The sequence below is a fragment of the Variovorax atrisoli genome, from assembly GCF_014195185.1.
In the GTDB taxonomy this organism is placed as follows: Bacteria; Pseudomonadota; Gammaproteobacteria; order Burkholderiales; family Burkholderiaceae_C; genus Variovorax; species Variovorax atrisoli.
Genome location: NZ_JACIBG010000001.1, coordinates 917,097 through 941,820 on the forward strand (window position 1 = coordinate 917,097; position 24,724 = coordinate 941,820).

27 protein-coding genes are annotated in these 24,724 nt (G+C 67.1%); 17 read left to right on the plus strand and 10 right to left on the minus strand.

Going from position 1 to position 24,724, the window contains the following annotated elements:
* Nucleotides 1-40: 40 nt before the first annotated feature.
* Nucleotides 41-1,354: an exodeoxyribonuclease VII large subunit gene (xseA, locus tag FHY06_RS04370; RefSeq protein WP_184604120.1), complete on the minus strand. Its 1,314-nt coding sequence runs from the start codon at nucleotides 1,352-1,354 to the stop codon at nucleotides 41-43.
* Between the two features lie 313 nt (nucleotides 1,355-1,667).
* Between xseA and FHY06_RS04375 the strand changes: the two genes are divergently transcribed.
* The 6 genes from FHY06_RS04375 to adk all read left to right on the plus strand — a co-directional run bounded on the left by FHY06_RS04375 (nucleotide 1,668) and on the right by adk (nucleotide 5,581).
* Nucleotides 1,668-2,300: a MotA/TolQ/ExbB proton channel family protein gene (locus tag FHY06_RS04375; RefSeq protein WP_019652464.1), complete on the plus strand. Its 633-nt coding sequence runs from the start codon at nucleotides 1,668-1,670 to the stop codon at nucleotides 2,298-2,300.
* Between the two features lie 100 nt (nucleotides 2,301-2,400).
* On the plus strand, nucleotides 2,401-2,826 hold the full coding sequence (locus tag FHY06_RS04380; RefSeq protein ID WP_409327440.1) for an ExbD/TolR family protein: 426 nt from the start codon (nucleotides 2,401-2,403) through the stop codon (nucleotides 2,824-2,826).
* Entirely contained in the window at nucleotides 2,827-3,849 is a 1,023-nt protein-coding gene (gene lpxK / locus FHY06_RS04385; RefSeq protein WP_184603567.1) for a tetraacyldisaccharide 4'-kinase, read from the plus strand. It abuts the gene before it with no gap.
* A complete protein-coding gene (locus FHY06_RS04390) occupies nucleotides 3,830-4,012 on the plus strand; it encodes a Trm112 family protein (protein ID WP_019652461.1) in 183 nt (60 codons plus the stop codon). The genes lpxK and FHY06_RS04390 overlap by 20 nt, the downstream gene beginning before the upstream one ends.
* Nucleotides 4,009-4,782, plus strand: a complete 774-nt coding sequence (gene kdsB / locus FHY06_RS04395; RefSeq protein WP_184603568.1) for a 3-deoxy-manno-octulosonate cytidylyltransferase — start codon at nucleotides 4,009-4,011, stop codon at nucleotides 4,780-4,782. The genes FHY06_RS04390 and kdsB overlap by 4 nt, the downstream gene beginning before the upstream one ends.
* A gap of 142 nt (nucleotides 4,783-4,924) precedes the next feature.
* Complete coding sequence (gene adk / locus FHY06_RS04400; protein WP_184603570.1) at nucleotides 4,925-5,581, plus strand: adenylate kinase; 657 nt, start codon at nucleotides 4,925-4,927, stop codon at nucleotides 5,579-5,581.
* 63 nt (nucleotides 5,582-5,644) lie between these two features.
* On the opposite strand, the gene FHY06_RS04405 is transcribed toward adk, so the two are convergent.
* On the minus strand, nucleotides 5,645-6,610 hold the full coding sequence (locus FHY06_RS04405) for an asparaginase (RefSeq protein WP_184603572.1): 966 nt from the start codon (nucleotides 6,608-6,610) through the stop codon (nucleotides 5,645-5,647).
* Between the two features lie 73 nt (nucleotides 6,611-6,683).
* Between FHY06_RS04405 and lexA the strand changes: the two genes are divergently transcribed.
* The 9 genes from lexA (at nucleotide 6,684) to FHY06_RS04450 (ending at nucleotide 15,917) form a co-directional block, all read left to right on the plus strand.
* Nucleotides 6,684-7,367: a transcriptional repressor LexA gene (gene lexA, locus FHY06_RS04410; protein ID WP_019652457.1), complete on the plus strand. Its 684-nt coding sequence runs from the start codon at nucleotides 6,684-6,686 to the stop codon at nucleotides 7,365-7,367.
* Between the two features lie 148 nt (nucleotides 7,368-7,515).
* Nucleotides 7,516-7,893 (plus strand): hypothetical protein, encoded by a 378-nt coding sequence (locus FHY06_RS04415; RefSeq protein ID WP_019652456.1) that lies wholly within the window; start codon nucleotides 7,516-7,518, stop codon nucleotides 7,891-7,893.
* Between the two features lie 112 nt (nucleotides 7,894-8,005).
* Nucleotides 8,006-9,013, plus strand: coding sequence for a D-2-hydroxyacid dehydrogenase family protein (locus FHY06_RS04420; protein WP_019652455.1), 1,008 nt, complete (start codon nucleotides 8,006-8,008; stop codon nucleotides 9,011-9,013).
* Nucleotides 9,010-10,167 carry an MFS transporter gene (locus FHY06_RS04425; protein ID WP_184603573.1) on the plus strand — a complete coding sequence of 386 codons (1,158 nt, stop codon included), beginning with the start codon at nucleotides 9,010-9,012 and terminating at the stop codon, nucleotides 10,165-10,167. The genes FHY06_RS04420 and FHY06_RS04425 overlap by 4 nt, the downstream gene beginning before the upstream one ends.
* A 155-nt stretch (nucleotides 10,168-10,322) precedes the next feature.
* Nucleotides 10,323-11,843 carry a 3-hydroxyacyl-CoA dehydrogenase gene (locus tag FHY06_RS04430; RefSeq protein ID WP_184603575.1) on the plus strand — a complete coding sequence of 507 codons (1,521 nt, stop codon included), beginning with the start codon at nucleotides 10,323-10,325 and terminating at the stop codon, nucleotides 11,841-11,843.
* 33 nt (nucleotides 11,844-11,876) lie between these two features.
* Nucleotides 11,877-12,659, plus strand: coding sequence for an oxepin-CoA hydrolase, alternative type (locus tag FHY06_RS04435; RefSeq protein ID WP_019652452.1), 783 nt, complete (start codon nucleotides 11,877-11,879; stop codon nucleotides 12,657-12,659).
* A gap of 81 nt (nucleotides 12,660-12,740) precedes the next feature.
* Nucleotides 12,741-13,460, plus strand: coding sequence for a Crp/Fnr family transcriptional regulator (locus tag FHY06_RS04440; RefSeq protein ID WP_019652451.1), 720 nt, complete (start codon nucleotides 12,741-12,743; stop codon nucleotides 13,458-13,460).
* 50 nt (nucleotides 13,461-13,510) lie between these two features.
* Nucleotides 13,511-14,617, plus strand: a complete 1,107-nt coding sequence (locus FHY06_RS04445) for a phosphotransferase (RefSeq protein WP_184603577.1) — start codon at nucleotides 13,511-13,513, stop codon at nucleotides 14,615-14,617.
* A gap of 28 nt (nucleotides 14,618-14,645) precedes the next feature.
* Nucleotides 14,646-15,917: an acyl-CoA dehydrogenase family protein gene (locus FHY06_RS04450; protein ID WP_019652449.1), complete on the plus strand. Its 1,272-nt coding sequence runs from the start codon at nucleotides 14,646-14,648 to the stop codon at nucleotides 15,915-15,917.
* A gap of 80 nt (nucleotides 15,918-15,997) precedes the next feature.
* Here the strand turns inward: FHY06_RS04450 and FHY06_RS04455 are convergent, their stop codons facing one another.
* The 5 genes from FHY06_RS04455 to FHY06_RS04475 form a co-directional block, all read right to left on the minus strand.
* Nucleotides 15,998-16,495 (minus strand): GNAT family N-acetyltransferase, encoded by a 498-nt coding sequence (locus FHY06_RS04455; RefSeq protein ID WP_145758551.1) that lies wholly within the window; start codon nucleotides 16,493-16,495, stop codon nucleotides 15,998-16,000.
* Entirely contained in the window at nucleotides 16,492-17,829 is a 1,338-nt protein-coding gene (gene glmM / locus FHY06_RS04460) for a phosphoglucosamine mutase (RefSeq protein WP_184603580.1), read from the minus strand. Before glmM ends, FHY06_RS04455 begins: the two co-directional genes overlap by 4 nt.
* The gene (gene folP, locus FHY06_RS04465; protein ID WP_184603582.1) at nucleotides 17,826-18,710 is read right to left on the minus strand and encodes a dihydropteroate synthase; all 885 of its coding nucleotides are present in this window, start codon (nucleotides 18,708-18,710) and stop codon (nucleotides 17,826-17,828) included. Before folP ends, glmM begins: the two co-directional genes overlap by 4 nt.
* Nucleotides 18,711-18,769: 59 nt before the next feature.
* Nucleotides 18,770-20,689: an ATP-dependent zinc metalloprotease FtsH gene (ftsH, locus tag FHY06_RS04470; RefSeq protein WP_019652445.1), complete on the minus strand. Its 1,920-nt coding sequence runs from the start codon at nucleotides 20,687-20,689 to the stop codon at nucleotides 18,770-18,772.
* A gap of 166 nt (nucleotides 20,690-20,855) precedes the next feature.
* On the minus strand, nucleotides 20,856-21,524 hold the full coding sequence (locus tag FHY06_RS04475; protein WP_126181958.1) for an RlmE family RNA methyltransferase: 669 nt from the start codon (nucleotides 21,522-21,524) through the stop codon (nucleotides 20,856-20,858).
* Between the two features lie 33 nt (nucleotides 21,525-21,557).
* On the opposite strand from FHY06_RS04475, the gene FHY06_RS04480 reads away from it, so the two are divergent.
* Both FHY06_RS04480 and FHY06_RS04485 read left to right on the plus strand, forming a co-directional pair.
* A complete protein-coding gene (locus tag FHY06_RS04480) occupies nucleotides 21,558-22,037 on the plus strand; it encodes a YhbY family RNA-binding protein (RefSeq protein ID WP_184603583.1) in 480 nt (159 codons plus the stop codon).
* Nucleotides 22,038-22,042: 5 nt separating this feature from the next.
* Entirely contained in the window at nucleotides 22,043-22,801 is a 759-nt protein-coding gene (locus FHY06_RS04485; protein ID WP_019652442.1) for a hypothetical protein, read from the plus strand.
* Nucleotides 22,802-22,863: 62 nt separating this feature from the next.
* On the opposite strand, the gene FHY06_RS04490 is transcribed toward FHY06_RS04485, so the two are convergent.
* The 3 genes from FHY06_RS04490 to FHY06_RS04500 all read right to left on the minus strand — a co-directional run bounded on the left by FHY06_RS04490 (nucleotide 22,864) and on the right by FHY06_RS04500 (nucleotide 24,715).
* A complete protein-coding gene (locus FHY06_RS04490) occupies nucleotides 22,864-23,289 on the minus strand; it encodes a DUF4149 domain-containing protein (RefSeq protein ID WP_184603585.1) in 426 nt (141 codons plus the stop codon).
* A gap of 11 nt (nucleotides 23,290-23,300) precedes the next feature.
* Nucleotides 23,301-23,777: a transcription elongation factor GreA gene (gene greA / locus FHY06_RS04495; protein WP_019652440.1), complete on the minus strand. Its 477-nt coding sequence runs from the start codon at nucleotides 23,775-23,777 to the stop codon at nucleotides 23,301-23,303.
* A 68-nt stretch (nucleotides 23,778-23,845) separates the two neighbouring features.
* Entirely contained in the window at nucleotides 23,846-24,715 is an 870-nt protein-coding gene (locus tag FHY06_RS04500) for a Kdo hydroxylase KdoO (RefSeq protein ID WP_184603587.1), read from the minus strand.
* Nucleotides 24,716-24,724 lie beyond the last annotated feature (9 nt).

Below are 24,724 nucleotides of genomic sequence, written 5' to 3' on the forward strand. Positions count from 1 at the left end.
TCGTGGGTTGGTTGCGGGAAAGAGGGATTCTAGGAAGTAATCATCGAGACGGCGTCGGACGCGTTCCCGTCGCACCGCCCGGTGTGACGGTCAGGTCGACCTCGCCGTCGGCGAGCCGCGCCTTGACGGCATCGCCGGGCCCAAGCTGCCTTGCGCTGACGATCGCATGACCATCCACATCGGTGAGCCAGGCGTAGCCGCGCTGCAGCACCAGCGCCGGATCGAGCAGCCGCATGCGCAGAGCCACGCGCTCCAGCCGATCGCGGCGCTGGGTCACCGCGCGCTCCAGCTTCTGCGGAAAGTCGGCGGCGATCCGGCGCGGCGCCTGCGTGAGGCGCTCCCTGCGGGCCAGCACCGTGTAGCGCAGGCGCTGCGCATGGTGGGCAAGACGCACCTGCTGCCGGCTCACCAGGCCCGACGGACGACCCAGGCGCCCCGCTGCCTGGTCGAGCCGCTGCCCGAGCGTATCGAGGCGCCCGCCCAAGGCATCGCCCAAGCGCTCCTCGATCAGGTCGAGAGCTCCCAGCCACACGTCGCGCGGCGCGCTGACCAGCTCCGCGGCGGCGGTGGGCGTCGGCGCGCGCAGGTCGGCGCAGAAATCGGCGATGGTGAAGTCGGTTTCGTGCCCCACCCCGCTGACCAGCGGCACCGGGCTGCGCACGATGGTGCGGGCCAGCGTCTCGTCGTTGAAGGCCCAGAGGTCTTCGATGGAGCCGCCGCCACGCACCAGCAGGATCACATCGACGGCAGGCGTGAGTTCGTACAGCGACTGCAGCGCCCGAACCAGCTCTCCCGGCGCATTGGCGCCCTGCACCGCCGCAGGCACAAGCACGACCGGGATGTGCGGAACACGTCTTCGCAGCGCAGTGACCACGTCGTGCAGCGCGGCCGCGCCGAGCGAAGTGACGATGCCGATCGAACGCGGCATGGTCGGCAGCGCACGCTTGCGTGCCGGATCGAAGAGGCCTTCCGCTTCGAGGCGCGCCTTGCGCTGAAGGAACTGCTCGAACAGGGCGCCCTGCCCCGCCCTGCGCAGGCTCTCGACCACCAATTGCAGATCGCCGCGCGGCTCGTAGACGGCGAGCCGCCCGCGCACCTCGACCTGGTCGCCGTCGCGCGGCGAAAAATCGAGCAGGCCGGCAGCACGACGAAACATCGCGCAGCGCAGTTGGCCGGATTCGTCCTTGAGCGCGAAATAACAATGTCCGCTCGAAGCACGGGAAAAGCCCGAGATTTCGCCGCGCACGGACACCGGGTTGAAGCGCGCGTCGAGCGCATCGGCAACAGCTCGGCACAGCGCGCCGACAGCCCAGACGCGCGGCCCCGGCACGGAATTCGGTTCACGCAAGCTCACAAAGTGCACGCTCGGCCGAATGCCACTCTTCCACAACGGGCGCCATGGCCCCCGCATTCAGCCCTCGGGGCAGGACAGCTGCACGGTTTCTCGTGCAACCTGTTGATTTCATTGAAAAAAGTGCTGCTCAAAATTCAGTCGATCCAGCGAAAAGGCCGTCCCATGCGGGTCCGGACACGTTGCGCAGCAGGTTAATCACAAAGTTATCCACAGAATCTGTGCGTCCTTGCTGACACAAAAACAAGGCGCGTGACGATGGTGACCTCAGTGGATAATCGCCGCGCATTTGCAGTCTACGGGCCGGAGGATTTTCTTGTTTTCCATCATAGTTGCCGCAGGTTGGCCGATCTGGCCCTTGCTTGCTTGTTCGGTCATCGCGCTCGCGCTGGTTATAGAACGTTTCACGAGCCTCAAGACGGTGAGGGTCCTTCCGCCGAAGCTGCTCGATGAAACCATCACCGCTTCGCATGGCGCGATTCCCGGGCCCGATGTGGTGACCAAACTGGAACGCAACTCGATGCTCGGCCAGGTGCTGGCCGCCGGCCTGCGTGCGCTGAACGCCAATCCGCGCTGCACCGAGGACGACCTGCGCGCCGCGATGGAAGCCTCGGGCCGCACCGTGGCGCACAGGCTCGAGCGCTACCTTCCTGCGCTGGCCACCATCGCCTCGGCAGCCCCGCTGCTGGGCCTGCTGGGTACCGTGATCGGCATGATCGAGATCTTCGGCTCGCAGTCGCCCGGCAGCGGCGCCGTAGGCTCGGGCAACCCGGCCCAGCTGGCGCACGGCATCTCGATCGCGCTCTACAACACTGCCTTCGGCCTGATCGTCGCCATCCCGACGCTGATCTTCTGGCGCTACTTCCGCAGCAGGGTCGACGAGTACCTGCTGAACCTCGAACTCTCCGGCGAGCGCTTCGCCCGCCATCTGAACGCACTGCGCAAATGATGGCCCCCACGCCTGTCACTGCGTGCTCTGCGCTGCCCCCCGAGCGGGCAGCCGCCTCCCTGCAGCGCCGCGACGGAGACTTGTCATGACCCGCGGCCGCATGCAGTTCCGCCACGGCGCGCGCGACGAGCCGGAGATCAACCTGATCCCCTTCATCGACGTGCTGCTGGTGATCCTGATCTTCCTGATGCTGTCGACCACCTACAGCAAGTTCACCGAGATGCAGCTGCGCCTGCCCACGGCGGACGTCGACGCGCAGCGCGACTATCCGAAGGAAGTGATCGTTTCGGTGTCGGCCGACGGCCGCTATTCGATCAACAAGAATCCCGTGGCCGACCGCAGCGTGGAGACCGTGACGGCCGCTCTCGCCGCCGCGGCCACCGGCGGCAAGGACAGCGTCGTGATCATCAGCGCCGACGCGACCAGCCCGCACCAGGCCGTGGTGACGGTGATGGAGGCCGCGCGCCGCGCGGGCCTGATGCAGATCACCTTCGCGGCCCAGTCGACGGCGCAGGCCGGCCGCTGAGTGCCTTCCGAAGGCAGCGGCAACAGCGGCCACACAGGTTCGCGCCTGCAGCAGGCCTGGCTGCACCGCGGCCTCCTGGCCTGCCTGCTCTGGCCCTTGTCGCTCGTCTATGCCGCGCTGTTCGCCTTGCGTGGCCTGCTCTATCGCGCGGGATTGCTGAGGGTTGAGCGAGTGCAGGTACCCGTGATCGTGGTCGGCAACGTGATCGCCGGGGGTGCGGGAAAAACGCCGGTCGTGATGGCCGTCGTGCATTACCTGCAGGCGCGCGGCATGCGGGTCGGCGTGGTGTCGCGCGGTTATGGCCGGCGCACCGACGACTGCCGCGAAGTGCTCGGCGACAGCGATCCGCGGGACGTTGGCGACGAACCGGCGCTGATCCACCATGCGACCGGGGCACCGGTGTTCGTGGCGCGCCGGCGCATCGATGCGGCGCGCGCCCTGCTCGAGCGGCATCCGGCCACGCAGGTCATCGTCAGCGACGACGGGCTGCAGCACCTGGCCCTGGCGCGCGACATCGAGATCTGCGTATTCGACGACCGCGGAATCGGAAACGGGTGGCGCCTGCCTGCCGGCCCGTTGCGAGAAGCCTGGCCGCGCCGCTGCGACCTGGTGCTGCACAGCGGATCGCGGCCGGCTTTCGCGGGCGGGCATACCGCCACGCGCGCTCTTTCGGACACCGCCGTGGGCAGCGCCGGCAAGCGCGTGCCCCTGGCATCCCTGGCCGGCAGGCCCCTGGTCGCACTGGCGGCGATCGCGCGGCCCGAGGCCTTCTTCGAGATGCTGCGCGCCCGCGGCCTGACGCTTGCCGACACCATCGCGCTGCCCGATCACTTCGATTTCGAGAGCTGGCAACGCCCATCGGGTCTGGACCAGACCCTCGTCTGCACCGAGAAAGACGCCGTCAAGCTGTGGCGCAAGGCGCCCGACGCACTGGCAGTGCCGCTGGAGTTCTCGCCCTCTGCGGATTTCTTCGCGGCACTCGACGCAAAGCTATCATCGCTCGATGGATACCAAGCTGCTTGAACTGCTCGTCTGCCCCGTCACCAAGGGGCCGCTGACCTGGAACCCCGAGAAGCAGGAGCTGTGGTCGCGCAGCGCCCGACTCGCGTATCCGGTGCGCGACGGCATTCCGGTGCTGCTCGAGAACGAGGCACGCGCGCTCTCCGACGAAGAGCTCGGACTGTGAGCTTCACCGTTCTGGTTCCGGCGCGGCTCGCGTCGACGAGGCTCCCCAACAAACCCCTGGCCGACATCGCAGGCGTGCCGATGGTGGTACGCGTGGCGCGGCGGGCAAGCGAATCGGGCGCGGCACGCGTGGTGGTAGCGGGCGACGATCCCTCCATCATCGAGGCCTGCAAGGCGCACGGCGTCGATGTCGTCCTCACACGACAGGACCATCCCAGCGGCACCGACCGGCTGGCCGAAGCCTGCGAACAGCTGGGTCTCGATGGCGACGACATCGTCGTCAATGTCCAGGGCGACGAGCCGCTGATCGCCCCCGCGCTGATCGATGCCGTGGCATCCACGCTGGCCACGCATGCCCAGGCGGCGATGAGCACCGCCGCCCACGAGATCGACTCGGTCGGCGACTTCATGAATCCCAACGTGGTGAAGGTCGTGCTCGACGCTCAAGGCGACGCGATGTATTTCAGCCGCGCGCCCATTCCATGGTGGCGCGACGGCTCGGCCAATGGTGCCGCACCCACGGTGCTGCCTGCAGCCCCTGCCCCGCTGCGCCACATCGGCATCTACGGGTACCGCGCGGGCTTCGTGCGGCGCTTTCCTTCCCTGCCGCCTTCCCCCGTGGAGGCGACGGAAGCGCTCGAACAGCTGCGCGCCCTGTGGCACGGCCATCGGATCGCGGTGCACGTGAGTGACGCTGCCCCGGGGCCCGGCATCGACACGCCCGAGGACCTGGCGCGCGTCCGTGCGGTCTTCGCGGCCGCCGGGCACTGAGCCTTCGCGTCCTTCCGGCTGCAAGTAGCGGGATTTCCCGAAGGGCACGCATGCTATCCTCGAAGCAACTCCGCCCAGCCCAGCCCAGCCATGGGGCCGAAGCTCGGCGCGACACAAGATCTAAGAACCGTCCGAGGACACCATGAGACTAATTTTGCTGGGCGCGCCCGGGGCGGGCAAAGGCACGCAAGCGGCCTTCATTTGCCAGAAATACAGAATTCCCCAGATTTCCACGGGCGACATGCTGCGCGCAGCCGTCAAGGCCGGCACGCCGCTCGGACTGCAGGCCAAGGCGGTCATGGACGCCGGCGCTCTGGTCAGCGACGACCTGATCATCAACCTCGTAAAGGAACGCATCGCGCAGCCCGACTGTGCCAGCGGCTTCCTGTTCGACGGTTTTCCTCGCACCATCCCCCAGGCCGACGCCATGAAGGCGGCAGGCGTCAAGCTCGACTACGTGCTCGAGATCGACGTGCCCTTCAGCGACATCATCGAGCGCATGAGCGGCCGCCGTTCGCATCCGGCTTCGGGCCGCACTTACCACGTCAAGTTCAATCCGCCCAAGGTGGAAGGCAAGGACGACGTGACCGGCGAGGACCTGATCCAGCGCGAGGACGACAAGGAAGAAACCGTTCGCAAGCGGCTCGACGTGTACAGCCAGCAGACGCGTCCGCTGGTCGACTACTACTCGGCCTGGGCCAAGGCCGATCCGGCCGCGGCGCCGAAATACCGTGCCATCAAGGGCGTGGGCACGGTCGACGAGATCACCCAGCGTGCCTTGGCCGCGCTGAGCGGCTGATCGAAGCATCGACCGAGCATCCGACCCGCACCGAACCGCCCCTCCAGAGGGGCGGTTCTGCTTTCAGCCCAGCAACTCGAGCACCAGGGCGATTCGGGCCTTCACGGGCGTCAGCTCGCCCGCATCGCGAAGCAGGTCGCCCGTCTTCGGCAGGATGCGCCCGTTCGAGCAGCGCGTCGCGCGGAGCACTGCGATACCCGCATCCTGCGCCTTGAGCGCGACAGCTTCCAGCGCATGGTGCAAGGTGCCGTTGCCGGTGGTCGCCAGCACCAGTCCGCGCAGAGGGTCCGGTCCGCCCGCCTGAAGCAGTGCCTCTACCACGGCCCCGCTGGCGCCGGCGTGGCTCATCACGATCTCCACCCTTGGCCATTGCAGTTCGGCCGCTTCGAAGAGCTTCGCGACCGACATTCCGCCACCCTGCGGCCACGGCCGGACAAGGCGCACTTCGCCCTCCTCCACATAGCCCACGGGCCCCGCATCGCCCGAAGCGAAGGCGTCGAGCCGGTAGGTGTGGACCTTCTGAATGTCGACGCCGGAATGGATCGCACCGGCGCACACCACGGTCACGCCGCCCGCACCCCGGGTCGCGGCGACACCGATGGCGTCGCGCACGTTCTGGGGGCCGTCAGGCGACAGTGCGGTGGCCGGGCGCATCGCGCAGGTCAGCACCACCGGTTTGGAGGAGGCCAGCACCGAGTGCAGGAAGAAGGCCGTCTCCTCGATCGTGTCGGTGCCGTGGGTGATCACCACGCCTGCCACGTCGGGCTGCGCCAGCCAGTGCGCGCAGCGCCTGGCCAGTTGCTGCCAGATGGCGAAGGACATGTCCTTGCTGTCGACCTGCGCAACCTGCTCGGCCTCCAGTGTCACTCCTGCGGGCGCCTCGATGTCACCGAGCAGGTCGGCCACGCTCACCTGCGCGGCCGTGTAGCCGATGTTGTCGTCACTGCTGGCGGCGCGGCCCGCGATGGTGCCGCCGGTGCCCAAAACCACGACCCGACGTGGCAGCCCGGACGAAGAGGAATTGACCATGGCTTGTCAACTTCTAAAAACTGGTTAAAAATACAGGCACTGGATATCCAACCAGTGCCGCAAGGAACCACACATGCAGTTCGCCGTGAAGCTTACAGCCCGCCAGCAGCAGATCCTGGACCTCATCCAGAGTGCCATCGCCCGTACAGGTGCGCCGCCCACGCGCGCCGAAATCGCCAATGAACTCGGGTTCAAGTCCGCCAACGCCGCCGAAGAACACCTGCAGGCACTGGCTCGCAAGGGCGTCATCGAGCTGGTCAGCGGCACCTCGCGCGGCATCCGCCTCAAGGGCGACGCGCTGCGCTCTCTCAACGAAACGCGCCATCGCGAAGGCAACCAGTTCTCGCTCTCGCTGCCCGGAATGGCCCAGCTGGCGCTGCCGCTGATCGGTCGCGTCGCAGCCGGCTCGCCCATCCTGGCCCAGGAGCACGTCGACCAGACCTACTACGTCGAGAACACGCTGTTCCAGCGCCAGCCCGACTACCTGCTCAAGGTGCGCGGCATGTCGATGCGCGACGCCGGCATCATGGACGGCGACCTGCTCGCGGTACAGGCCACCAAGGAAGCACGCAACGGCCAGATCGTGGTCGCGCGCCTCGGCGACGAAGTAACGGTCAAGCGCCTGAAGCGCAACAAGCAGGTCATCGAGCTGCACGCCGAGAACCCCGACTACCCGACCATCATCGTGCAGCCCGGCGAGCCCTTCGAGATCGAGGGCCTCGCGGTCGGCCTCATCCGCAACACCATGCTGATGTAGGCCACGGCGGCCTGCTTTCCAGAGCAACAGCACCCCATCCGGCAGCGACAGGTGGCGGGCGTATGGCGAAGGTTCTTCGCCATCACCCTGTCGCAGCCGACTCAAGAAATCCTGCCTGTGTTCAACCTCATACTTTCTTGGAGTTCACATGGGAATCGCCCTCCTCGCCATCGCCGACATCTGGATGCCGCTGCAATCGCTGGCCAATCGACTGATGCCGGCGCGCCGCCCCTCCCGCCGCGGAGACCATCTCGACACCGCCGAATCTTCGGCTGGGCTGCGCTATGTGGCGGTTCGCCCTGCCTGTACCGCCCGCAGCAGCGGTACCACGCCATCCGAATCGGCCGCTCAGGCACGCCCTCTTCGCGTCGTCCGCGTGGTCGATGGCAAGGGACAGCAACGCGGCAACAACCGCATGGTGATCTCCGGCCGCATGGCCGACGTGTGCGCCGAACTCGACCGGCTGGCCGCCTTGGAAGCCGCCGAGACCATGGCCGCCGCGCCTCGCTCGACGCGACTGCATTGAGCCTGAACCGAGCCCTTTAGCGGGCTCCTGACGCCCTGCGATCGGCTGCGGGGCGGGTATCCAAACGTTTGCCGGCGCGACATTCCAATGCTGCGAGGCACAATGGCGTGCCATGAACATTGTGATCCTCGACGATTACCAGGACGCCGTACGCAAGCTGCGCTGCGCTTCCAAGCTGGACGCATACGCGGCCAAGGTCTATACCAACACGGTGAAGGGCATTGGACAGTTGTCGGTTCGCCTCAAGGACGCCGACGTGATCGTGCTGATCCGCGAGCGCACCCAGATCTCGCGCCAGCTGATCGAAAAGCTCCCGAAGCTCAAGCTCATTTCCCAGACCGGACGCGTGGCCGGGCACATCGACGTCGCGGCCTGCACCGAGCGGGGCGTGGCGGTGGCAGAGGGCTCCGGCTCTCCCCAGGCGCCCGCCGAGCTCACCTGGGCACTCATCATGGCGGCCATGCGCCGGCTGCCGCAGTACATCAGCAACCTCAAACATGGCGCCTGGCAGCAGTCGGGCCTGAAGTCGGCCTCCATGCCGCCCAACTTCGGCATCGGCTCGGTGCTCAAGGGCAAGACGCTGTGCATCTGGGGCTACGGGCGCATCGGCCAACTGGTCGCGCGCTACGGACAGGCTTTCGGCATGCAGGTCGTGATCTGGGGCCGTGAAGCCAGCTGCGCCAAGGCGCGTTCCGACGGTTTCCAGGTGGCCCAGAACCGCCATGAGTTCTTCGCTGCGGCCGACGTGCTGTCGGTCCACCTGCGGCTCAACGAAGAGACCAACGGCCTCATCACGCTCGAAGACCTCTCGCGCATGAAGCCGACCGCCCTGTTCGTGAACACCTCCCGCGCGGAACTGGTCGAGGCCGACGCCCTTCTCGCGGCCCTCAACCGCGGCCGCCCCGGGCTCGCGGCCGTCGACGTGTTCGAGAGCGAGCCGCCGCTGCAGGGCCACGCGCTGCTGCGCCTCGAGAACTGCATCTGCACGCCGCACATCGGCTACGTCGAGCAGGAAAGCTACGAGAGCTATTTCGGCCAGGCCTTCGACAACGTCGTGAGTTTCATCAAGGGCAACCCCACCAACATCGTGAATCCCGGCGCGCTGCAGGTCCGCCGGTGAGCCAGCCGGCGCCACAGAGAGCGCTCTGGGCGCTGCTTGCCGGCAACTTCGTGATCGGCACGGGCGTGATGGTCGTGCCCGGTACGCTCAACGAGATCAGCGCCTCGCTCTCGGTCACGGCCGCCACGGCCGGGCAGTTGATCACTGCCGCCGCCGCGGTCATGTGCGTAGGCGCGCCGCTGCTGGCAGCCGCAGTGGCCGGATGGGACCGGCGCCAGCTTCTCGCCCTCACCCTGCTCTGGTATGCCTTCGGCCACGTGGCCTGCGCGCTGATGCCCAGCTTCGGCGCGCTGCTGCCGGCGCGCATGCTCACGGTGATCGCGCCGGCCATCTTCACGCCCCAGGCCGCCGCCTGCGCCGGCCTGCTGGTGCCGCCGGAGCATCGCGGGCGGGCCGTCACCTTCGTCTTTCTCGGCTGGTCGATGGCCTCGGTGCTGGGACTGCCCATCGGCGCGCTGATCGGCGGGCATCTTGGCTGGCGCATGGCTTTCGGCGCGATTGCGGCGCTCAGTGTCGCGAGCGCGACATCGGTGTGGCTCACCTTGCCGAACGGCATCCGTCCTGCCGCGCTGACGGCTGCTGCATGGTCGCGCGTGCTGCGCAGCCCTGTGCTGATGGGCATCGTCTCGGTCACGGCGCTGCAGGGCGCGGGCCAGTTCGTGCTCTTCAGCTACTTCGGGCCAATCCTCAAGCAGAGCTACGGTGCCGACGCCACCACACTCAGCGTGATGTGGGCGCTGTTCGGCGTGTGCGGGCTGGTGGGCAACATGCTGGTCAGCCGATTCATCGACCGCGTGGGCGCCGGGCGCATGGTGCTCGTCACCACGCTGCTGATCTCGCTGAGCCTGCTGCTGTGGCCCATGGCCTCCACGCTGGCCTTGCTGGCCGCGGTGCTCGTTCCATGGGGGCTGGGCTGCTTCGCGGCCAACTCGGCACAGCAGGCGCGGCTGGTGGGCCTGGCGCCCGCGCTGGCGCCGGGCTCGGTGGCGCTCAACAGCTCCGGCATCTACACCGGCCAGGCCGTCGGTGCGGCGCTGGGCGGATGGCTGCTGGCCCATGACGCCAGCGCCTGGATGAGCTGGGTCGGCCTCGGCCTGCTGATGGTCGCCATCTCGCTGAGCGTTGCGATCGACCGCAGCCGGCGCGCCCCCTGAAAGCGCGCCCCCGCGTAAAACCCGTCACGGCCCCTGCGCGCGGGGCTGCAAAATCGGAGTCCTCGACAGCGGCAGCGGCATCCATCGATGCCGCGTCGCGTCGGCGCCTGCACGGCGGGCCCGGATACCACCCAACCAGTGAAAATCTCCAGCAAATGACAGTGAACTACTCCCGAATCGGCGTCGTCGGCGCCGGCGCCATGGGGCGCGGCATCGCGCAGATCGCAGCGCAGGCAGGCAGCGAAGTGCTGCTGCTCGACAGCTTCGCAGGCGCCGCCGAGCGCGGGCGCGAAGCCCTCGGCGCCCAATGGAACAAGCTGCACGAGAAGAACAAGATCGATGCCGCCACACGCGACGCCTGCATCGCCCGCGTGAAGGCTGTCGATTCGATCCAGGCGCTGGCCGGCTGCGACCTGGTGGTCGAGGCCATCGTCGAAGATCTCGAAGTCAAGCGCAAGCTGTTCCGCGAACTCGAAGGCGTGGTGGCCGAGACCACCACGCTTGTCACCAACACCTCGTCCCTCTCGGTGACGGCCATCGCAGCGGGGCTGAAGCATCCGGCGCGCGTCGCGGGCTTCCACTTCTTCAACCCGGTGCCGCTGATGAAGGTGGTCGAGGTGGTCGCGGGCTTCAAGACCGCACCCGAAGTCTGCAAGCAGCTCGCCGGCTACGCCACGCAGATGGGCCACAGCGCAGTGCAGGCGCAGGACACGCCCGGCTTCATCGTCAACCATGCAGGCCGCGGCTACGGCACCGAGGCGCTGCGCATCGTCGGTGAAGGCGTGGCCGATTTCGCGACCGTCGACCGCATCCTCAAGGACCAGGCCGGCTTCCGCCTCGGCCCCTTCGAGCTACTGGACCTGACGGCGCTCGACGTGTCGCATCCGGTGATGGAGTCGATCTACCACCAGTACTTCGAGGAGCCGCGCTTCCGACCCAGCGTGATCACCGCACAGCGCCTGGCTGCCGGCGCGCTGGGCCGCAAGACCGGCGAAGGCTTCTACCGCTACGACGACGGCGTGATGCAGCAGGCTCCCGAGGCGTCCGCGCCGGTCGTCGAGGGTACGCCTTCGGTGTGGGTGTCGCCGCGTGCGGCACGCCGCGCCGAACTGCTTCGCCTGGTGAACACGCTGGGCGCGCAGATCGACAGCGGCGCCACTGCCGCGCCGCAATCGCTGATCCTGGTCGCGCCGCTGGGCTTCGACGTGACCACGGTCGCCGCCGTCGAGCGGCTGGACGCCACGCGCACCGTCGGCATCGACATGCTGATCGACGATGCAGCCACCAAGCGCCGCGTACTCGCCACCAACCCGGCCACGCGCCGCGACATCCGCGATGCCGCGCACGCCCTCTTCGCACGCGACGGCAAGGCCGTGAGCGTGATCCGCGACAGCGGCGGCTTCGTCACGCAGCGCGTGATCGGCACCATCGTCAACATCGCCGCCGACATGTGCCAGCAGCGCGTGTGCACGCCGGCCGACCTCGAGACCGCCGTGCAGCTGGGCCTGGGCTATCCGCGCGGCCCGCTCGCCATGGGCAACCTCTACGGGCCGACCAACATGCTCGAGGTGCTGTTCAACCTGCAGACGGTGTATGGCGACCCGCGCTATCGCCCGAGCCCGTGGCTGCGCCGCCGCGGCGCCCTTGGCCTGAGCCTGTTGCACGAAGAAGAATGATCGCGAAATAACAGACGAGCACGGAAACGATCCATGAGCACCGCAGAACTCAAGAGCACGAGCGAGGGCAGCACCATGGTGCTGACGATCTCCAACCCCACCCAGCGCAACGCGCTGGGCCCCGACATCTACGCGGCGGGCATCGAAGCGCTCAACGGCGCCGAGAACAGCGCGGAAATCCGCAGCGTGGTCATCGTGGGCGAAGGCTCATGGTTCTGCGCCGGCGGCTCGCTGCAGCGGCTGCTGGCCAACCGGCAGCTCGACCGCTCGGTGCAGGCCGAGAGCATCGAGGGCCTGCACAACTGGATCGATTCGATCCGCACCTTTCCCAAGCCGGTCATCGCTGCCGTCGAAGGCGCTGCGGCGGGCGCGGGCTTCTCGCTCGCGCTGGCCTGCGACTTCGTGGTGTCGGCGCGCGATGCGGTGTTCGCGGCCTCGTACAGCAACGTGGCGCTGTCGCCCGACGGCGGCCTGAGCTGGCACCTCGGCCGGCAGCTGCCGCGCCAGCTTGCGAGCGAATGGCTGATGAACGGCGAGCGCATCGCGGCTTCGCGCCTGCATGCGCTGGGCCTTGTCAACGAGCTCACCGAAAGCGGCCAGGCCCTTGCGGGCGCACTGGCGCTGGCGGGCCGGCTCAACGCGCGTGCGCCGAATTCGCTGGCCAGCATCAAGGAGCTGCTGAGCGAGGCCCGGGGCGCCACGCTGGCCTCGCAGCTCGCGCAGGAGCGAGATCACTTCGTGCGCAACCTGCATCACGCGAACGCGGGCATCGGCATCGCCGCGTTCCTCGAGAAGAAGCCGCCGCAATACGAGTAAGTACCCATGTGACGAGCCGGCGCCCGACGGCGTCGCTCCCGTGACACCCACCAGCTTTCCAGTCGCCGAGAGGACAGACCAATGGACGACCCCATTCTTACCATCGAAGAACGTGAAGCGATCAACAGTGGTCGCTGGTTTTCTTCCCTTTCTCCATCGCTGCGGCACGACATCCTCCGATGCGCCTTCGTCAAACGCTACAAGGACGGCGACCTGATCGCTGCCCGCGGCGATCCGCCCGAACACTGGATCGCCTGTGCCAAGGGCGCGGTGCGCGTGAGTTCGACGGCCGTCTCGGGCAAGCAGGTGACGCTGACCTACGTGGAGCCGGGCATCTGGTTCGGCGACGTGGCGATGTTCGACGGGGACCGGCGCACGCACGACACCTACTCGCATGGCGACACCACCATCCTGTGCGTGGCGCGCGCCGACTTCCAGAAGATCCTGGCCTCGCACGTGGAGCTGTACGAGGCGCTGATGCGGCTGCAGGCGCGGCGCATCCGCACACTCTTCGGGCTGGTGGAAGACCTCAACACCCTGCCCCTGCGCGCGCGGCTGGCCAAGCAGCTCATCCACCTGGTGCGCAGCTACGGCGTGCCCAACCTGGAAGACGGCAGCCAGATGCGCATCGGCCTGCAGCTGGCACAGGAAGAACTGGCGCAGCTGCTGGGCGCATCGCGCCAGCGGGTCAACCAGGAGCTCAAGACCATGGAGCGCGAGGGCACCATCCGCATCGAGCCGGGCGGCCTCGTGGTGCTCGACCGGGCGGCGCTGATGCGCGTCTCGGAAGCTGAGAGCTAGGGCGGCAACGACCACCAGAACAACAATCACAGGCAGACAAACACACCGACATGAGCCAGGACTTCTCCTCCTTCATCGGCACCCGTGCCGTCTCGCAACAACACGCCTTCGACGTCGACACGCTCGCGGCCTGGCTCGGGAAGAACCTCGACGGCTTCAAGGGCCCGCTGACGGTCGAGATGTTCAAGGGCGGCCAGTCGAACCCGACCTACAAGCTGGTCACGCCCACGCAGAGCTACGTGATGCGCGCCAAGCCGGGCCCGGTCGCGAAGCTGCTGCCCTCGGCCCACGCGGTGGAGCGCGAGTACAAGGTGATGAGCGGCCTGGCCGGCACCGACGTGCCCGTGCCGCGCATGTACTGCCTGTGCGAGGACGAGAGCGTCATCGGCCGTGCCTTCTACGTCATGGAGTTCATGCAGGGCCGCGTGCTGTGGGATCAGTCGCTGCCCGGCATGAGCAATGCCGAGCGCGCCGCCCATTACGACGAGATGAACCGCGTGATCGCGGCGCTGCACACCGTCGACTTCGCCGCCCGCGGCCTGGCCGACTACGGCAAGCCCGGCAACTACTTCGAGCGCCAGATCGGCCGCTGGAGCAAGCAGTACAAGGCATCGGCCGACGGCGCGGGCGAGCTCTCGCAGCCCATCGAGGCCATGGAGCGGCTGATCGACTGGCTGCCGGCCCACATGCCCGCAAGCGCGCGCGACGAGAGCAAGGTGTCGATCGTCCATGGCGACTACCGCCTCGACAACGTGATGTTCCATGCCACCGAGCCGCGCATCATCGCGGTGCTCGACTGGGAGCTGTCGACGCTGGGCCATCCGCTGGCCGACTTCAGCTACCACTGCATGTCGTGGCACATGCCGCCGACCACCGGACGCGGCATCGGCGGTGTCGACGTCGCCTCGCTGGGCATCCCCACCGAGAGCGAATACATCCGCCGCTACTGCGAGCGCACCCGCATCAGCACGCCCGAGGCGCTCGCGCCCGACTGGAACTTCTACCAGGCCTACAACCTGTTCCGCATGGCCGCGATCCTGCAAGGCATTGCCAAGCGGGTCGAGGCCGGCACCGCGTCGAGCGAGCAAGCCGTGGCATCCGCCCGCGGCGCCCGCCCCATGGCCGACATGGCCTGGCAGTTTGCCCAGAAGGCATAAGCCGCCCCACCCCACCAGGAGAGACAAGATGGACTTCGAATACTCGGCCAAGACCAAGGACCTGCAGAAGCGCGTGCAGGCATTCATGGACGACCACATCTATCCGGCCGAAGCCGAGTACGCCGCCGAACTTGCCGCGAACACCGCCGCCGGCAAGCGCTGGACGGCGCTCAAGACGGTCGAGAAGCTCAAGGAGAAGGCCAAGGCCCAGGGCCTGTGGAACCTGTTCCTGCCGGTCGACAGCGCAGCAGCCTCCGGCTATGACGGCGCCGGCCTGACCAACCAGGAATACGCCCCGCTGGCCGAGATCATGGGCCGGGTGCCATGGGCTTCGGAGGCCTTCAACTGCTCGGCGCCCGACACCGGCAACATGGAGACCATCGCGCGCTACGGCTCGGAAGAGATCAAGGCCCGCTGGCTCAAGCCGCTGCTCGAAGGCCAGATCCGCTCGGCCTTCGCGATGACCGAACCGGAAGTGGCCTCGAGCGACGCCACCAACATCTCCACGCGCATCGAGCGCCAGGGCGACGAGTACGTCATCAACGGCCACAAGTGGTGGATCTCCGGCGCGGCCGATCCGCGCTGCGCGGTCTTCATCACCATGGGCAAGAGCGACCCCGAGGCGCCGCGCCATTCGCAGCAGAGCATGATCGTGGTGCCGGCCGACGCCAAGGGCATCCGCATCGTGCGCCCGCTGAACGTGATGGGCTACGACGACGCACCGCACGGCCACGTCGAGATGTACTTCGAGAACGTGCGCGTGCCCGCGAGCAACATGCTGCTGGGCGAAGGCCGCGGCTTCGAGATCGCCCAGGGCCGCCTCGGCCCCGGACGCATCCACCACTGCATGCGCCTGATCGGCCTGGCCGAGCGCGCGCTGGAGCTGATGTGCAAGCGCGCCTCGTCGCGCGTGGCCTTCGGCAAGACCGTGGCTTCGCAGACGGTGACGCAGGAGCGCATCGCCGAAGCCCGCTGCAAGATCGACATGGCCCGCCTGCTCACTCTGAAGGCCGCATGGCTGATGGACGTGGCCGGCAACAAGGTCGCGAAGAACGAGATCGCGATGATCAAGGTGGTGGCTCCCTCGATGGCCTGCCAGGTGATCGACTGGGCCATGCAGGTCCACGGCGGCGGCGGCATGTGCGACGACTTCCCGCTGGCATCGGCCTATGCCGGCGCACGCACGCTGCGCTTCGCGGACGGTCCGGACGAAGTGCACCGCAATGCGATCGCCAAGTGGGAGCTGGGCAAGTACGCACCGGGCAAGGCCGACGCCGAAATGCCGGTGACGCGCTTCTGATCTGACTTGCGCGCTCTCCCCCTGGGAGAGCGCTGGGGTGAGGGCCGACGGCGATCGATTCGCCCCGGCCCTTTTCTTTTTCAGAGCTTCTTCTGCAGGAAGACAGCGGTGCCGAAAGCCGGGTCGAGCTGGTAGCCCGCGAAGCCTTCGCGCTCATAGGCGCGCAACGCCGGCGCGTTGCCCGACAGCACCTCCAGCGTCAGCTTGCAGGCACCGCGCCTGCGGGCTTCCTCTTCCACCAGCGCAAACATCTGCTGCGCAACGCGCTTCCCACGATGGCTGGGCAGCACCACCACGTCGTGGACATTCACGAGCGGCCTGGCGGCGAAAGTCGAGAAGCCCTCGATGCAGTTGACAAGGCCCACGGGCTGGCCGCCTTCATACGCCAGCACGCTGAACGCCTGGGGCCGCGCAGCCAGTTCAGCCGGCAGCCTCTGGCGCACGGCAGCCTCGAGCGGCTTGCCGCCCCCGGCCGGGTCGCTGGCATAGGCATCGAGAAGGTCGACCAGCGCGGCCGCGTGGGCGGTATTGCGATAGTCGGCAATGAACACCTCGATCGGCGTCGCCGCCGCCGTCATCGCGCGGGATCCAGCGTCGCCGCGAGGCGCTTGGCGCAGGACTCGGCCTGCTTCGCATCGCGTGCCTCGACCATCACGCGCACCAGCGGCTCGGTGCCGCTCGCGCGGATCAGCACGCGGCCGGAATCGCCGAGCTCGACTTCGATGCGCTCGGTTTCGCTGGCCAGCGCCTTGTTGGCCTTCCAGTCTTGGTCGGGCGAGATGCGCACGTTGATGAGCGTCTGCGGGAACAGGGTGACGCCTTCGAGCAGCTGCGCCACCGTCTTGCCGCTGCGCACGCAGGCCTGCAGCACCTGCAGCGCGCTCACGATGCCGTCGCCGGTGGTGTGGCGGTCGAGCGCCAGCAGGTGGCCGGAGCCCTCGCCACCCAGCAGCCAGCCGCGCTTGTCGAGCTCTTCGAGCACGTAGCGGTCGCCGACCTTGGCGCGCACGAACTCGATGCCCTGCTTGCGCAGGGCCATCTCGACAGCCTTGTTGGACATGAGCGTGCCGACCACGCCCACCGGCTTGTCGCCGCGCGCGATGCGCTCGGACACCATGAGGTAGAGCAGCTCGTCGCCGTTGAAGAGGCGCCCGCTCGCGTCGACCAGCTGCAGGCGGTCGGCGTCGCCGTCGAGTGCGATGCCGTAGTCGGCCTTCTGCGCCGTCACCGCTGCGATCAGCGCCTCGGGATGCGTGGCGCCGAAGCCCTTGTTGATGTTCAGTCCGTCGGGGGCGACGCCGATGCTGGTCACTTCAGCGCCCAGTTCGTGGAACACGTTGGGTGCCACCTGGTAGGCCGCGCCGTGGGCCGCATCGACCACCAGCTTCATCTCGCGCAGGCTCAGGTCGTTGGCGAAGGTGCTCTTGCAGAACTCGATGTAGCGCCCCGGCGCGTCGTTCAGGCGGCGCGCCTTGCCGAGGTTGGCCGAATCGACCCATACCGGGTCTTCTTCCAGCGCGGCCTCGACGGCCAGCTCCCAGGCGTCGTCGAGCTTGGTGCCCTGCGCGCTGAAGAACTTGATGCCGTTGTCCGGATACGCGTTGTGGCTGGCACTGATCACCACGCCGAGGCTCGCACGCTGCGCGCGGGTGAGATAAGCGACGCCGGGCGTCGGCAGCGGCCCCAGCAGCACCACGTCGACACCGGCAGAGTTGAAGCCGGACTCGAGCGCGGATTCGAGCATGTAGCCCGAGATGCGCGTGTCCTTGCCGATGAGCACCGTGGGGCGCGACTGCGTCTTCTTGAGCACGCGGCCCACGGCGTGCGCGAGGCGCAGGACGAAGTCGGGAGTGATGGGCGCCTTGCCTACGGTGCCACGGATGCCGTCGGTGCCGAAATATTTGCGGGTCATCGTTTGGATACCTGTCCTTGTGTTTGTTGTTGTGACTCTTGCGCCTTCATGGCGCGCCATACCGCGAGTGCCGCGACGGTGTCGCGCACGTCGTGTACACGCACCACGGCCGCTCCCCTGTCCACCGCCAGCACCGCCGCGGCGACGCTGGGCACGATTCGCTCTCCCGCCACCTCGATGCCGGTGACCGCACCGATCGACGACTTGCGCGACCAGCCCAGCAGCAGCGGATAGCCACCGGCGAGCAACTCGCGCTGCCGCGCGAGCAAGGCGAAGTTCTGTGCCACCGTCTTGCCGAAGCCAACACCAGGGTCGAGCGTGATGCGCAAGGAATCGACTCCCATCGCGCGCAGGAGTTGCACCTGGGCCGAAAGGAATGACAGCACTTCGGGAACCACATCGCCCGCCATGGGCAACGCCTGCATGGTCTGCGGATCGCGATGCATGTGCATCAGGCAGATGCCACACGAGGGATGCGCGGCGACCGCCTCGCGCGCGCCCGGCTGACGCAGCGCCCAGATGTCGTTGACGATGTCCGCGCCCAGGTCGAGCACCGCGCGCATGACTTCGGGCTTGTAGGTGTCGATGGAGATCGGTACGTTCAGCCTGACAGCCTCGCGCACCACCGGCACCACGCGCGCCAGTTCGGCATCGAGCGGCACCGCGGGGCTGCCGGGGCGAGTCGACTCGCCGCCGATGTCGAGGATGTCGGCGCCTTCCTTCAGCAGCTGCTCGCAGTGCCGGAGGGCCGCCTCGGTAGAGGCATGGGTGCCGCCGTCGGAAAAGGAATCGGGCGTGACGTTGACGATGCCCATGACGCGCGGCTGCGCGAGGTCGATGCGGAAGCGGGAGGTCTGCCAGAAGGCGCCGCCGGCGCTCATCTGTCCGCCATCGAAAACGGGGCCAGAGGCCCCGTTGTTGTCTGACGCCAAGCTCGCGCTCACGCTGCGTTGGGAGCCGGATCGGTCGTCACGGCCGGCGTGCCGCCGCTGCCGCCACCGCTGCCCGAAGGCGGGATGCGGGGCGTCCAGTCCTTGGGTGGACGGGGCGCGCGGCCGGCCATGATGTCGTCGAGCTGCTCGGTGTCGATGGTTTCCCATTCGAGCAGCGCCTTGGCCATGGCGTGCATCTTGTCGCTGTTCTCCTCGATCAGGCGGCGCGCCAGGGCGTACTGCTCGTCGATGATGCGGCGGACTTCCGAGTCGACCTTCTCCATGGTCTGCTCGCTCATGTTTGTGGTCTTGGTGACCGAGCGGCCCAGGAACACTTCGCCTTCGTTCTCGGCGTAGACCATCGGGCCGAGCGCATCGCTCATGCCGTACTTCATGACCATGTCGCGCGCCAGGTTGGTGGCACGCTCGAAGTCGTTGCTCGCGCCGGTGGTCATCTGGTGCATGAACACTTCCTCGGCGATGCGGCCGCCGAACAGCATGCTGATCTGATTCAGCATGTACTCGCGGTCGTAGCTGTAGCGGTCCTGCGACGGCAGGCTCATGGTCACACCGAGGGCGCGGCCGCGCGGAATGATCGTGACCTTGTGGACCGGGTCGCACTTGGGCAGCAGCTTGCCGATGAGGGCATGGCCGGACTCGTGGTAGGCCGTGTTGCGGCGCTCTTCCTCGGGCATGACCATGCTCTTGCGCTCGGGGCCCATGAAGATCTTGTCCTTGGCCTTCTCGAAGTCCTGCATCTCGACCACGCGCGCATTGCGGCGGGCGGCCATCAGGGCGGCTTCGTTGCAGAGGTTGGCCAGATCGGCGCCGGACATGCCGGGCGTGCCGCGGGCGATCACGCTCGGGTTCACGTCCTGGCCCAGCGGGACCTTGCGCATGTGCACGCCGAGGATCTGCTCGCGGCCGCGGATGTCGGGCAGCGTGACGTAGACCTGGCGGTCGAAGCGCCCCGGGCGCAGCAGAGCGGCGTCCAGGATGTCGGGGCGGTTGGTGGCAGCCACCACGATCACGCCGAGGTTGGTTTCGAAGCCGTCCATCTCGACCAGCATCTGGTTGAGCGTCTGCTCGCGTTCATCGTTGCCGCCGCCGAGGCCGGCGCCGCGCTGGCGGCCCACCGCATCGATTTCGTCGATGAAGATGATGCAGGGAGCGTTCTTCTTGGCGTTCTCGAACATGTCGCGGACACGGGCAGCACCCACGCCGACGAACATCTCGACGAAGTCGGAACCCGAGATCGAGAAGAAAGGCACCTTGGCCTCGCCGGCGATCGACTTGGCCAGCAGCGTCTTGCCGGTGCCCGGAGGGCCGACCAGCAGCAGGCCGCGCGGGATGCGGCCACCGAGCTTCTGGAAGCGCTGCGGGTCCTTCAGGAAGTCGACGACTTCACGGACTTCTTCCTTGGCCTCGTCGCAGCCCGCGACGTCGGCGAAGGTGACCGTGTTGTTGTTCTCGTCCATCATGCGGGCCTTGCTCTTGCCGAAGCTGAACGCCCCGCCCTTGCCGCCGCCCTGCATCTGTCGCATGAAGTAGATCCAGACGCCGATCAGCAGCAGCATCGGGCCCCAGCTGACCAGCAGGGTCATGAGCAGGGAGCTTTCTTCGCGCGGCTTGACGTCGAACTTGACGTTGTGGTCGATCAGGTCGCCCACGAGACCGCGGTCGAGCACGGTTGCGGTCGTGCGGATCTTGCGGTCGTCGTTCGTGACGGCGACGATCTCGCCGCCTGCTGCGCCTTCAGGAATGACGGCGCTCTTGATCTGGTTGTTGCGGACCTGATCCAGAAACTCGGAGTAGCTGACTGTCCCCGAGCCGACGCCACCGCGGGTGTCGAACTGCTTGAAGACAGTGAACAACACCATGGCAATGACGAGCCATACGGCAACTTTGGAAAACCACTGATTGTTCAAACGAAGCTCCAGGCTAAAGCGCGTGACAGGTGAATGAAAAAACGCGCTGTGGGTACGCAATTGCGCCCCATTTTAGGCTTTTCAAGCTACGAAAAGCTGGCATTTCCCTAATGCAGCCATAGCCTGACATGGGTTTGCGCCGCAAAGGATGTTGCTGGGGCCGGTATCAAGGCGTATCCGCTGCCTTCAGCCCCACCCCGACCAGGAAGGTCTCGGCCGATTTGTCCCGCGACGCCTTGGGCTTGAAAGGTTTCACGACACGGAAATTGGCCTTGAAGAGCTTTACCAGCTCGTCGTAGCCGCTGCCATGGAAAACCTTGGCCACCAGCGCCCCCTCGGGCTTCAGGTGGTTCTGGGCGAAGTCGATGGCCAGCTCGATCAGGTGCGAAACGCGGGCCGCGTCGGCCGAATGGATACCCGACAGGTTGGGCGCCATGTCCGACACCACAAGATCGGCCTTGCGTCCGGCGAGCACGCCGAGCAACTGTTGCAGCAGGTCGTCCTCCCGGAAATCGCCCTGCAGGAAGGTCACGCCCTCGATGGGCTCCATCGGCAGCAGGTCGAGCGAGATGATGGTGCCGTTCAGTTCACCTGCGGCAGCCCCGCCCGGCGACATGCGCCGGCGCAGGTACTGGCTCCAGGCGCCCGGCGCGGAGCCGAGGTCCACCACCAGCTGGCCAGGCTTGATCAGGCCGAGCGACTCGTCGATCTCCTTGAGCTTGTAGGCGGCGCGAGCCCGGTAGCCCTCCTTCGTGGCGAGCTTCACATAGGGGTCGTTGATATGGTCGTGCAGCCACGCCTTGTTGACTTTCTTGCTTTTGGCTTTGGTGCTCATGGGGGTCTTCGTGTACGGGTCGATAATACGGGGATGCCCGCCATTCAACTTACCCCTGCCGAGCGCAAGGTGCATCGCGCCGAAGCTCACCACCTGGATCCGATCGTCATGGTCGGTGGAGACGGGCTCACCCCTGCCGTGAAGAAGGAAGCCGACGCGGCGCTCAAGGCCCATGGCCTGATCAAGATCCGCGTCTTCTCCGACGACCGCCTGGCCCGCGACGCCATGCTGCGCGAACTGGCCGACGAACTCGATGCCGCCCCGATCCAGCACATCGGCAAGCTGCTCGTGCTGTGGCGCCCGAAGCCCGAGAAGGAACGCGTGGTCGACGAAGACCGCATGCCCGGCCCGCGCGACGTGAAGATCGTCAAGTACAGCAAGCGCGGCGGCCAGCGCCCTGAAATCAAGACCCTGCGCGTTCTGGGCAACCAGCGCCTCACCCCGGGTGGCGCCATCAAGCGCGCCAAGGCGAAGCGGCCGCTGTCGGCCAAGAAGCGCAACCAGGCGGATTAAGCCTGGTGGCAGCCGCCGAAGGCGCTCAGCGCCACATCCTCTGCATGAAGTGGGGCACGAAGTACGGCCCCGAGTACGTCAACCGGCTGTACGCGATGGTCCGCCGCCACCTGAGCGGCGACTTCAAGTTCGTCTGCCTGACCGACGATGGCAACGGCGTGCGTCCCGAGGTGACCTGCCTGCCGATTCCGCCGCTGAACCTGCACCTGGCCCCCGGCCAGCGCGATGGCGCCTGGAAGAAGCTCACCACCTTCGAGAAGGACCTGCACGGCCTGCGCGGCCCCGCACTCTTCCTCGACCTCGACGTGGTCGTCGTGGGCAGCCTGGACGCCTTCTTCGAGCAGCCGGGCGAGTTCCTGATCATCCACGACTACGACCGTCCCTGGCGGCGCGGCCGGATCACGGGCAACTCCTCGGTTTATCGCTTCGAGCTCGGCGCCCATGCCGATGTGCTGGCGTATTTCCGGGCCAACATGGACAAGGTCCAGGCCGAATACCGCAACGAGCAGACCTACCTGTCGGACGTGCTCCACAAGCAGGGCAAGCTGGCCTACTGGCCCGACGGCTGGTGCCCGAGCTTCAAGTACCACGGCATCCCGACCTGGCCGACCAACTACTGGGAAGAGCCCTTCGTGCCCGAAGGCGCCCGCATCATGGTGTTCCACGGCGAATGCAACCCGCCGGACGCGCTGGCGGGCCGCCGCAACCGGGCATTCCGCTTCATCAAGCCGGCTCGCTGGGTCGCGGAATACTGGAAAGAGTAGGAAGCGACAGGCAAAAAGCAAAAGGCGGCCCGGGCCGCCTTTTTTCTTGCTCCGCCGTCGCTTCAGCCTGCCGTGCGGGCCCCGATGCGCCACAGCACCACGCCGGCGCACAGCCACTGCAAGAAGTACATCCCGGTGCCCATGGCGTGCCACAGCTTGAGGTTCTCGCGGGCCACGATGCGCGGCGCCACCGCGTACTGCTGCAACAGCGCCAGCAGCAGCGCACCCAGGATGAAGAAGATGGTCGTCATCGCCGGTCCGCTCATCCGTTCGTCGGCCTTGGAGCGGAAATGGATCAGCAGGATCACCCCGCAGGCGATGGCAATCCAGCTCTGCGCCTCGAACAGCTGCGCTGCGAAATTACCCGCCACCGACGGGTTGCCCAGCTTCGCGAAGAGCATGGGCACGACCAGAAAGCCGATCGTCGTCAGGCTGCCCCACCAGAAGGCGGCCAGAATCAGCGCAATACGATCCTTCAGGTCCTTCATGCGCGCCGCGATCAGACGTAACTGACCGCCACGATCTCGTAGCGCTTGAGGCCGCCGGGCGTCTGCACTTCAGCAGTGTCGCCCTCTTCCTTGCCGATCAGCGCGCGGGCGATCGGGCTGGAGACGTTGATCAGGCCCTGCTTCAGGTCGGCCTCGTCCTCGCCCACGATTTGGTACTTGACGGCATCGCCGCTGTCTTCTTCCTCGAGTTCGACGGTGGAGCCGAAAACCACCTTGCCGCCGGCGTCGAGCTCGCTGGGATCGATCACCTGCGATGCGGAAAGCTTGCCCTCGATCTCCAGGATGCGGCCTTCGATGAAGCCCTGGCGATCCTTGGCGGATTCATATTCGGCGTTCTCGCTGATGTCACCCTGCGCGCGCGCTTCGGCGATCGCATTGATGACAGCAGGACGGTCCACCGACTTGAGCCGGCGCAGTTCTTCGCGCAGCTTCTCCGCGCCGCGCTTGGTGATGGGGATGGTCGCCATGTCTAGTTTTCTCTCCATAAAGCGAAACCGCCGAACGCTGCCGTTCGGCGGTCGATGGGGGACTGCGCTCAGACGAGCGTCCGTCCTGTCAGCCGGCTCAGGATGGCGAGCGGGCTCGAAGCCGGATTGTATTGCTTGGAAGCATCCAGGTGGAGGGTCTGCTCCAGCATGAACTGGCCGGCCATCACGGCGTGCGAAGTCTGGTCCGAGAAGCAGACCCACACCGAACCCGGCGGAAACTTCGCAGTTTCCTGCGGCGAGTTTTCCTGGTAGGCCATGTCCGACTTCATGCCGTCGTGCAGCTGCAGCATCAGGTGGTCGTATTCGCTGCGGAACGACTTGGTGACGTGCAACGCCTGCAGCAGCTTCGCCTGCAGGCGCGAGTAAGGCTTGGCGCGCGGCAGGAAACGCTTCGCGATGTCTTCGAAAGGCTCGCCCACACGCCACACCCGCGGTGCGCCGTCGGGGTTCACGTTGGTGAAGACGCGCAGGATGCGCTCGCCGTAATTCGGCCGCGACGGGAATGCATCGACATGCAAGCGACGGTCGTCGGCACGCCACGACTGCACGCGCGTCTCGACCTGCGCCGGCCTGTAGCTGGTCGGCGCGAGCCGCAGGGCCGGCGCGTAGTGCGGCAGCAGCCCGTGGATGAGCTGCGTGGCCTGCGCCCTGAATCGCCCCACCATCGCTGCCGCCTTGCGCTGCACCGTCTCGTCACCCACGGCGCCCTTGAGCTTGCCGTTGGCGTCGAGGCTGATATTGCGCACGTCGGGCGACAGCAGGCTGGGCGTGAGCAGGCTGCGCTCTTCGGGCAGCAGCTCGAAGCCCAGGCGCGGGAAGTACAGCACCTTGCCCACCTCCAGCTCCGCGATCCACGCCTCGTTGGGCGTGGCCGCGTTCCAGTCGGTCAGGCCGAGTTCGACGAGCTGCGTTTCCATGGTCGCGAT